Origin of the sequence: Paenibacillus sp. SC116 (assembly GCF_024733555.1) — a bacterium.
Classification (GTDB): domain Bacteria; phylum Bacillota; class Bacilli; order Paenibacillales; family Paenibacillaceae; genus Paenibacillus_B.
Genome location: NZ_JANIOF010000001.1, coordinates 2599101 through 2606863, shown reverse-complemented (window position 1 = coordinate 2606863; position 7763 = coordinate 2599101). Strand labels below are relative to the sequence as shown.

The 7763-nt window shown below is 43.3% G+C and carries 9 protein-coding genes; all 9 read left to right on the top strand.

From position 1 onward, the window contains the following. Positions 1-2: 2 nt before the first annotated feature. Positions 3-254, top strand: coding sequence for an acyl carrier protein (locus tag NQ117_RS11395; protein ID WP_144986392.1), 252 nt, complete (start codon positions 3-5; stop codon positions 252-254). Further along, positions 255-1406: an acyl-CoA dehydrogenase family protein gene (locus NQ117_RS11390; RefSeq protein WP_258278052.1), complete on the top strand. Its 1152-nt coding sequence runs from the start codon at positions 255-257 to the stop codon at positions 1404-1406. Beyond that, entirely contained in the window at positions 1403-2362 is a 960-nt protein-coding gene (locus tag NQ117_RS11385; protein WP_258278051.1) for an ACP S-malonyltransferase, read from the top strand. The genes NQ117_RS11390 and NQ117_RS11385 overlap by 4 nt, the downstream gene beginning before the upstream one ends. Continuing rightward, positions 2362-3696, top strand: a complete 1335-nt coding sequence (locus tag NQ117_RS11380; protein WP_258278050.1) for an aspartate aminotransferase family protein — start codon at positions 2362-2364, stop codon at positions 3694-3696. The genes NQ117_RS11385 and NQ117_RS11380 overlap by 1 nt, the downstream gene beginning before the upstream one ends. 33 nt (positions 3697-3729) lie before the next feature. Next, the gene (locus NQ117_RS11375; protein WP_258278049.1) at positions 3730-4581 is read left to right on the top strand and encodes a 3-hydroxyacyl-CoA dehydrogenase family protein; all 852 of its coding nucleotides are present in this window, start codon (positions 3730-3732) and stop codon (positions 4579-4581) included. A 38-nt stretch (positions 4582-4619) separates the two neighbouring features. After that, the gene (locus NQ117_RS11370) at positions 4620-5657 is read left to right on the top strand and encodes an HAD-IIIC family phosphatase (RefSeq protein WP_258278048.1); all 1038 of its coding nucleotides are present in this window, start codon (positions 4620-4622) and stop codon (positions 5655-5657) included. Between the two features lie 24 nt (positions 5658-5681). After that, on the top strand, positions 5682-5945 hold the full coding sequence (locus tag NQ117_RS11365) for an acyl carrier protein (RefSeq protein ID WP_258278047.1): 264 nt from the start codon (positions 5682-5684) through the stop codon (positions 5943-5945). Continuing rightward, entirely contained in the window at positions 5942-6781 is an 840-nt protein-coding gene (locus NQ117_RS11360) for a hypothetical protein (protein WP_258278046.1), read from the top strand. Before NQ117_RS11365 ends, NQ117_RS11360 begins: the two co-directional genes overlap by 4 nt. A 204-nt stretch (positions 6782-6985) precedes the next feature. Then, positions 6986-7729, top strand: a complete 744-nt coding sequence (locus tag NQ117_RS11355; protein WP_258278045.1) for a thioesterase II family protein — start codon at positions 6986-6988, stop codon at positions 7727-7729. Positions 7730-7763 lie beyond the last annotated feature (34 nt).

The following is a 7763-nucleotide window of genomic DNA, read 5'->3' as shown; positions in this document are numbered from 1 at the left end:
CGATGACGAAAGACGACATTATTCTATTTCTTAAAATGGAGATCGCTGCAGTGCTAGAGCAAGATCATAGTGAAATTGATGAGGACGTAAACTTTCTGAAAATTGGTGTTTCTTCGATCCAGGCGCTGAAAATTATTAATCGTGCTAGAAAAAAGCTGGATATCGACATTAGCCCTGTTGCGCTGTTCGAGTACAAAACGATTGCCGAATTCTCTGGATATTTGCATGAATGCATGAGTGAGAAGGTGGTCTAGATGAGTACGGAGACGATACAACAGAATGTCATTCAGGAAGTGGAGCAGTTTGTGAATGACGAAATTCGTCCCTATGTGAATCAATTCGAGGAACAGTCAGGGATACCGTTGGAGCTTATTCGCAAAATGGCGGCTAAAGGTTACTTAGCCGCTCCTCTTCCTTATCAATATGGCGGCCTAGGATTGGATCCAGTCTCGTATGGTCAGTTTACGGAAGTGATTGGCAAGGCTTGTTCTGCTACGAGAAGCTTAATTACCGTACACACTTCGCTAGTAAGTGAGACGCTGCTGCGATTTGGAACAGAGGCGCAGAAAGACAAGTGGCTTCCTAAATTAGCAAGCGGGGAAGTGATTGGAGCGTTTGGCTTGTCTGAGCCTGATGTAGGCTCGGATGCGAAAAGCATTAAGACGGTGTGGCGAGAAGAAGTTGACCACTATGTGCTGGATGGCGTCAAGAAATGGATTACGTTCGGCGACATTGCTGATGTATTTATTGTTATTGCATCGAATCAAGGCAAGAGCACTGCTTTTATCGTAGAGCGTTCCTTCCCAGGCGTCACGACGAAACGAATCGAAGGATTGATGGCGGGACGTGCGACTTACCTTGCGGAAATTCATCTGGAGAGCGTCGAGGTGCCAAAAGAAAATGTATTGGGGAAGGTGAATTTTGGCTTTGAGTATATCGTTTCTACTGCACTGGATAATGGACGTTACAGCATTGCATGGGCAGGAGTTGGCATTGCGCAAGAGGCAGTCGAAGCAATGGTGACCTACGCTCGGAATCGGATTCAATTCGATCAGAAATTGAGTGATTTTCAGCTGATTCGAGGCATGATTGGAGATAGTGTGACGAAGGTGCATGCCGCGAGAGCGTTGTGTTTGCGGGCAGGCGAATTGCGCAAGGCCAAAGACAGTGATGCGACGATGGAAACGACGATGGCTAAGTATTTCACCTCAAAAGTAGCCGTAGATGTAACGAACGATGCCTTGCAAGTACATGGTGCGAACGGATTTACGAATCAGTATCCGGTAGAACGATTGTACCGCGAAGCGAAAGTGCTAGAAATTATTGAAGGCTCCTCCCAGATGCAGCAGGAAATCATTTCTCATTATGGTTTAAGACAGTATTACAAGAGGAGTAAAAAACGATGAGATATGCGCTGTTGTTCCCAGGTCAAGGAAGCCAGTATATCGGCATGTGCAAAGATCTCATAGAGCAATACCGGATTGCGGCTGACGTTTTTGAAGAAGCAAATCATGCGCTGAACATGGATATTCGCTCGCTCATTCTTAACGGCAATTTGCAAGAATTGACTCAATCTGACCATGCACAGCCAGCAGTAGTTGCTGCAAGCTATGCCCTGTTTCGAGTATTCCAGGAACAAGTAGGAGCAGCACCGTATTGTATGGCTGGCCATAGTTTAGGGGAAATATCTGCGCTTATTGCTGCTGAAGCTGTAACCTTTGCTGACGGTGTCTCTTATGCAAGGAAGAGAGGCGCAATTATGCAGCGTGTCATTCAAGAAAATAAGGGCAGAGCCGGTATTGTTGTAGATATGAAAGAAGAGGTGCTGGACAGCATCATTGAGTCGATTCAAGGCAATGATTATGTAGCCATATCCGGCTATAATTCGCCGAATCAATTTATCGTAGCTGGTAATCAGATGGCACTTCGAAAGTTGGATGAGGAAGTAAGCAAGCTGGGAGGAGATTTTATCCCCTTCCGTATGATGCCGATGAAGGCGGATGCACCTTACCATAGTGCGCTAATGGCTTATTTGAAGCCAGAGCTGGAAGAGGCACTAGCTTCTGTTACTTTTGCACAAACGAAGTTGGATGTGTGGTCTACCGTAACAGGCAAAGTCATTGAGCCTTCCGATTCGATTCCAACGATTTTAAGCAATCAGCTCATTTTACCTGTGAAGTGGAACCAAGTGCTCACCAAGATGAACGATGTAGGAGTGAAATCATTCATCGATATTGGGCCACAGCAAATTACGAAGCATCTCGTGAAGGAGAACTCAGTACTACCTGCTTGCTTCTCCTTTGATGATGAAGAAGATCGGATACAAATCCTGAGCTTATTGAAAAAGGAGGCGCTCGCGTAATGGCGTTAAGCAACATGCAGCTGTATAACCAGCGTGTAAAAGAAAAGTTGCCAGGCGGCGTGCATTATAATTTCCATATGCCATGGGAAGAGACGCCCATTCACTTTGTAAAGGCTCGTAACAGCAGATTGTGGGATATGAATGGCAATGAGTATTTGGACTTCTATGCTAGATTTGGCTCCCTTATTATTGGGCATGGGAATGAGGAGTACAGTGAGAGTTTAAAAGAAATGATCGATCGCGTGCTTTCTGTTAGCCATTGCGATCTCGATGCAGAAGCATTAGAGCTGATTAGTAAGTATGTTCCTTCTGCGGAAATGATTCGCTTCGGCGTGTCTGGCACGGAGATTGTTCAGAATGCGCTGCGATTAGCGCGTGCATGGACAGGAAAGAATCGCTTTGTTCGCTTCGAGGGCCATTATCATGGCAATGCCGACAATATTATGGGTGGAAAGGTGCAGAAGAAAGGCGATGCTCCGATTCCGTCCGAGTATTTCGGTGATTTGAAAGGTACGGCTGGTCGAGCGAAAGATGCATTAGAGAGCCAATCTTATCTTATCCCTTGGAATGATGCGGAAGCATTAGAAGAACTGCTGCTGCAAAAAGGGGACGAGATTGCCGCTATCATTACAGAGCCAGTTTGTGTGAATGGCGGAGGCGTTATGCCAGCAGAGGGCTATCTGCAAAAAGTGAGACAGTTGTGTGATAAACACCATGTCGTGCTCATTTTTGATGAAATCATTACAGGGGTCCGCATGGGACTAGGCGGTGCACAAACGTATTTCGACGTGAAGCCAGACCTGACGACGCTGGGTAAGGCGATTGCCGGTGGCGGGGTACCTGTTGCTGCGCTTGTGGGCAAGAAGGAAATCATGCAGCTGCTGGTAGATAAAAAGGTAATCCATGCAGGTACATTTAACGGTTATCCGCTGGGAACGGCGGCGGTGAAAGCAACACTTGAAATTTTGAGCCGCAACAATGGCGAAGCTTTAACGAATATGAACAACAACATGCTTCACATTCACGAGCTGATGAAAGCGGAGGCGGCGGCTGTTGGACTACCTTTCGTTATTCAAGGTCCTACTGCTTGCGCGTCCTATCACTGCTGCAACGAGGTTCTTAGAAATACGTCTGATTATACGTTTGACATCATGTCCCTCGATATTATGCTCCATACTAATCTAGCGAAGCACGGCATTCTCGTATCTACGGTTTCAAGATTGTACCCTAACATATCGATCAGCACAGAAGATATTTCTTTCTTACGTGAACGAATTGGTAAAGCGTTCGTGGAGACGAAAGAAATCTTTGATGAAGTATTTGAAACGATTTGAAACGATAAATTAATCTGAATGGAGATTACAAGCATGCAACACCAAACCATTGCGATTATTGGCGCTGGAGTTATGGGTTGTGCTACAGCGCTAGATGCTGCTCGATATGGTTATAACGTCATTCTCAAGGATATTTCCACTGCTGCAATCGAACAAGCTCCTAATCTCATCAAAAAGGAATACCGTTCTGCGTGCATGTTCAATAAGGCATATGGGGAGGAAAGCCTCCATTCGATCTTGGAGCGAATCTCTTTTCAGTTGGACTATAAGGGGATTGAACATGCGGATATTGTCATAGAAAACATAAGTGAACATGTAGAAAGCAAAACATCGGAGTACCAAGTGTTAGCAGGAATATGCAAGCCGGGTGCATTGTTCGCACTCAATACAAGTTGTATTTCTATTACGAAGCTTGCATCCTATTTGCCTGATCCATCCAGAGCCATCGGCATCCACCTAATGAATCCAGTCCCCCTAAAAGAAATGGTTGAAGTTATTAAGGGCTATCACACCTCTGAACAGACGAAGGATGACATCGTCGCCTTTTTAAAGACATTGCGCAAAAAGGCGATCATTATTGAAGATTTCCCAGGGTTCGTTTCGAATCGACTCTCCCACTTATTTATGAACGAAGCTGCCCTTATCGTGCAAGATGGAATTGCTACTCCTGAGCAAGTAGATAGCATTATTAAGCTAGGATTCAATCATAAAATGGGTCCATTAGAAACAGCGGACCTTATCGGATTGGATACAGTTGTTGATTCGTTGGAAGTGTTGTATGACAGCTACCAAGATTCTAAATATAGATGCAGTCCGCTGCTGAAAAAGATGGTCGATGCAGGGCATCTAGGTCGCAAAAGCGGTAAAGGATTTTACGCCTATTAGAGGATGTTCACACTCACTATTAGAAAAGAGGGGTGCTAATGGGAAAACAAGTAGAAGTAAAATGCGTCGTGTGGGATTTAGATCATACGATCTGGGATGGAGTGCTGATCGAGTCCAATGATGTGTCGCTCAAGCCTGGCATTGTCGAGATTATAGACATATTGGATAAACGGGGCATTCTCCAATCCATTGCGAGCAAAAATGATCATGATCTAGCGATGGCAAAGTTGAAAGAGTACGGTCTTAGTCATTATTTTATTTACCCTGAGATCCATTGGAATGCCAAGTCCTACTCGATAGAGCAAATTCAAAAAAATATTAACATCGGGATGGACAGCATTCTGTTTGTAGATGATCAGGAGTTTGAGTTGGAGGAGGTGAAAAATACTCATAAAACGGTGGATTGTGTGAACTCGAACTTGTATGAATCCTTATTGGATAATCCAAGGTTGAATCCAAGGTTCATTACGATTGACTCAAAACGCAGACGAAAAATGTATCAAGATGACATCATGCGCAAGCAGGCAGAAACGGAATATCGTGGACCGTCTGAGCAATTTTTAGCATCGCTAAATATGAAGTTTTCGATTGCATCTGCAGGACAAGAAGACTTGAAGCGGGCTGAAGAGCTGACGGTAAGAACGAATCAATTGAATGCTACTGGCAAGACGTTCAGCTACGAGGAATTGGATCAATTCAGACAATCTGATGCCCATCATTTACTCGTGTGTGAGTTGGAAGATAAGTACGGTTCATATGGGAAGATAGGCTTAGCCTTAATCGAACAGAATGCCGACCATTGGAGACTTGAGATGATGCTCATGTCATGTCGAGTCATCTCTAGGGGAGTAGGCACCGTGCTGCTCAGCTACATTATGAACGAAGCGAAGAAGCAGAGCAAAAAACTGTTGGCAGACTTCCGAGACACAGGAAGGAATCGGATGATGAATGTTAGCTTTCGGTTCTCAGGATTCAGGGAGCAGTCATCAGACGACCAAGGGAATTATGTGTTCGAGCATGACCTAGAAAAGATTATGAGTTATCCAGATTATATAGACGTTCGCTGTCATGCTTAGAACGTATTTGTAAGGGAGGATACTATGGATTATCGCACAGAAATAAGAACCTTTATTGGCGCGAACATCTCATTGGATAATGACGATGTGACCCTTTCAGATGATGACAACTACTTTGAATTGCGATTTGTCAACTCGCTCTTTGCGATGAAGCTTGTGGATTTTGTAGAGCAGAAATTTGATCTTACGATTGAAAATGATGAGTTGGATTTGAAGAATTTCAGTACGGTCAATAATTTGGTTGCCTTGATTGATAACAAACTTGCGAGTAAAGGAGCGATATCGTGATTAATATTAATAAGTATTTATTCGTTTACTTGGCTATAGCTTTTGGTGCTTCTTATGGAGTGACAATTGTTTATCTATTTTTTCCTGATGTAATAGTTCCGATTACAGGGGAGCTTACCTTAATGCATCCGATCACCATCGTGACGCTGTATTCCCCTTCGATTGCTGGCTTGATTGCTTATTATATGGTGGGCGGCGGCAGTGCAGTGAAAGGAGTGCTAGCGAAGTTCATCCCAAGAAAGCAGGATTTGTTCTGGTTTCCTATTATTATTGTGGTATTCTTCATGTTCGCAGCAACGATGCACTTTGGTTCAAAATTGTTCGGAATTCCAGTTCCTGAAATTACGTTTACTGTACCAGAAATGATCGGTGCTGCTCTATTTAACTTGATTAAGGAAACAGGATTAATTGGCGGTGTGCTGGGATGGATTGGATTTTTGCTACCAGCTTTGCAAACGAAATTTAAGAGCAATATTGTTAGCGGCCTTTTGACAGGATTCTCCTTCGGACTATGGGTTCTGCCAGGCTATGTTATTTCTTCGTTTGGAACGTCAACTTCGTATATATACTACGTCATACAACTGATGGTCTTTGTTGTATTTATAAGCTACATTTTCAATGCGACAAAAGGAAACCTTCTGTTCTACCTCGTTGCCTTTTGGCTTGCAGCTACAGGCAGCCAAATTCAACTGTACTTCTTTAACCCACAAGTACAAATTATGCAAATTACGTACTTCACACTTGCAGCGATTATTATCCATCTTGTGTTTAAAGCTAAGAAGGTTAATCCTAAGCTTCAAACTTTCCCAGAATTCATCAATTCAGGTGCGAACTAGGCTCAGCAACCTTTGCACAAGTTAGAAGAAAAAGGATATTTATTCGTTATGTAGAATACACATAAATGCTTAATCCCTCTGAACAGGATGTTAAAGCTGCTTGGAGGGATTCTGCATGATCTTGCAGTTGGCCGTTTGGGAAGGTGAACGATACTGATCATTTTCAAATAACCTTGAAGGGTTATGGAGGTTAAGGAGGGTCATATGAAAAGCAACCTATTTCAGCTAATCAAACCGGGAAATGGCAAGAAACAAGTAATTTGTTTTCCTTACTTGGGGGGGAATGCGTACGCTTATAAAGAATTTGCGAATGCACTGCATGATGATGTTGAAGTGTGGGCAGTGAATCCACCAGGACATGGAGGAGATACCAATGCGCCGATAGCGGATATACATACTTTATTAGATTTGTATTTTGAACAATTGATTACCATTATTAAGCCGCATGCAATCCTGTTTGGGCATAGCATGGGTGGAATCATTGCATACTTGCTAGCGCAGAAATTACATAACACTAGGGATTATGATCTGGATCAAATGAAGTTAATTCTATCTGCTTGCAATCCTCCTAATGATTATGAAATGAACAAATATACGAGCTTAACGAATGATAAGCTGATTGAACACCTCATCTCTTATGGTGGAGTACCTGAAGAGCTTATACACGAGAGAAACATTTTGGAGTACTTTTTGCCTACGATTCGTGCTGATTATGGGGTGTTAGAGACTGCTTCTACGCTTGAAATACAGCCAATCCGCATACCTACCTACTATTTCTGGGGGGAGAATGACAGCATTGTTCCAGTGGACTCCATTACTTCATGGCTGAGTTATCTTGATAATGAATTACAGGTAATCCCGATTGAAAATGGTTCACATATGTTTATATCAGCTAATGCGGATGTAGTCGCCCATCATATGGAGCAAATCGTTTTCAGGGAGGATTAATACGTTTTTGAAATGAAAGGGGTTGGAGTAGAAA

Bases quoted from the DNA above. Each gene is read 5' to 3' on its own strand.
- NQ117_RS11355 (WP_258278045.1), top strand. From the start codon at position 6,986: ATGAAAAGCAACCTATTTCAGCTAATCAAACCGGGAAATGGCAAGAAA.
- NQ117_RS11375 (WP_258278049.1), top strand. From the start codon at position 3,730: ATGCAACACCAAACCATTGCGATTATTGGCGCTGGAGTTATGGGTTGT.
- NQ117_RS11385 (WP_258278051.1), top strand. From the start codon at position 1,403: ATGAGATATGCGCTGTTGTTCCCAGGTCAAGGAAGCCAGTATATCGGC.
- NQ117_RS11395 (WP_144986392.1), top strand. From the start codon at position 3: ATGACGAAAGACGACATTATTCTATTTCTTAAAATGGAGATCGCTGCA.
- NQ117_RS11365 (WP_258278047.1), top strand. From the start codon at position 5,682: ATGGATTATCGCACAGAAATAAGAACCTTTATTGGCGCGAACATCTCA.
- NQ117_RS11370 (WP_258278048.1), top strand. From the start codon at position 4,620: ATGGGAAAACAAGTAGAAGTAAAATGCGTCGTGTGGGATTTAGATCAT.
- NQ117_RS11380 (WP_258278050.1), top strand. From the start codon at position 2,362: ATGGCGTTAAGCAACATGCAGCTGTATAACCAGCGTGTAAAAGAAAAG.
- NQ117_RS11390 (WP_258278052.1), top strand. From the start codon at position 255: ATGAGTACGGAGACGATACAACAGAATGTCATTCAGGAAGTGGAGCAG.